General features: G+C 51.4%; 9 tRNA genes. All 9 read left to right on the forward strand.

Annotated elements, in window-relative coordinates:
• The first annotated feature begins 68 nt into the window (after window positions 1-68).
• The 9 genes from ADG03_RS09570 to ADG03_RS09610 all read left to right on the forward strand — a co-directional run bounded on the left by ADG03_RS09570 (window position 69) and on the right by ADG03_RS09610 (window position 829).
• Window positions 69-142: transfer RNA gene (locus tag ADG03_RS09570), tRNA-Pro, on the forward strand.
• A gap of 6 nt (window positions 143-148) precedes the next feature.
• Window positions 149-222: transfer RNA gene (locus ADG03_RS09575), tRNA-Met, on the forward strand.
• A 16-nt stretch (window positions 223-238) separates the two neighbouring features.
• Window positions 239-312 (forward strand) — tRNA-Ile (locus ADG03_RS09580).
• Window positions 313-322: 10 nt separating this feature from the next.
• Window positions 323-412, forward strand: a tRNA-Ser gene (locus tag ADG03_RS09585).
• A gap of 9 nt (window positions 413-421) precedes the next feature.
• Window positions 422-495: transfer RNA gene (locus tag ADG03_RS09590), tRNA-Met, on the forward strand.
• Between the two features lie 3 nt (window positions 496-498).
• Window positions 499-571, forward strand: a tRNA-Phe gene (locus ADG03_RS09595).
• Between the two features lie 15 nt (window positions 572-586).
• Window positions 587-667: transfer RNA gene (locus ADG03_RS09600), tRNA-Tyr, on the forward strand.
• 6 nt (window positions 668-673) lie between these two features.
• Window positions 674-744 (forward strand) — tRNA-Trp (locus tag ADG03_RS09605).
• Between the two features lie 12 nt (window positions 745-756).
• Window positions 757-829: transfer RNA gene (locus tag ADG03_RS09610), tRNA-His, on the forward strand.
• Window positions 830-898 lie beyond the last annotated feature (69 nt).

Below are 898 nucleotides of genomic sequence, written 5' to 3' on the forward strand. Positions count from 1 at the left end.
TACCTGACTACGAATCAGGCGGTTAGAGGTTCGACTCCTCTAGGGTGCATAAAGCGGTAGCTTTAGATCGGGAAGTAGCTCAGCTTGGTAGAGTACTTGGTTTGGGACCAAGGTGTCGCAGGTTCGAATCCTGTCTTCCCGATATTATGGCGGTGTAGCTCAGCTGGCTAGAGCGTCCGGTTCATACCCGGGAGGTCGGGGGTTCGATCCCCTTCGCCGCTATATTGTTGATCTTGTTGGACCTTTAGCTCAGCTGGTTAGAGCTCTCGGCTCATAACCGAGTGGTCGTAGGTTCAAGTCCTACAAGGTCCATTGTTATCTTGGAGGATTACCCAAGTCCGGCTGAAGGGAACGGTCTTGAAAACCGTCAGGCGTGTAAAAGCGTGCGTGGGTTCGAATCCCACATCCTCCTTAATATTAACGCGGGATGGAGCAGCTCGGTAGCTCGTCGGGCTCATAACCCGAAGGTCGTAGGTTCAAATCCTGCTCCCGCAATTTGGCTCGGTAGCTCAGTTGGTAGAGCAATGGATTGAAGCTCCATGTGTCGGCGGTTCGATTCCGTCTCGCGCCATCAATTCAATAATCAGGAAGGGTAGCGAAGAGGCTAAACGCGGCGGACTGTAAATCCGCTCCTTCGGGTTCGGGGGTTCGAATCCCTCCCCTTCCATCCTTTACGGGCATAGTTTAAAGGTAGAACTAAGGTCTCCAAAACCTTCAGTGTGGGTTCAATTCCTACTGCCCGTGTTAATAATTATGGCGGGTGTGGTGAAGTGGTTAACACACCAGATTGTGGCTCTGGCATGCGTGGGTTCGATCCCCATCACTCGCCTATTTATTAATATTATTATTGGGGTATAGCCAAGCGGTAAGGCAAGGGACTTTGACTCCCTCATGCGTT

Origin of the sequence: Streptococcus parasanguinis (genome assembly GCF_001069785.1) — a bacterium.
Lineage (GTDB): Bacteria > Bacillota > Bacilli > Lactobacillales > Streptococcaceae > Streptococcus > Streptococcus parasanguinis_T.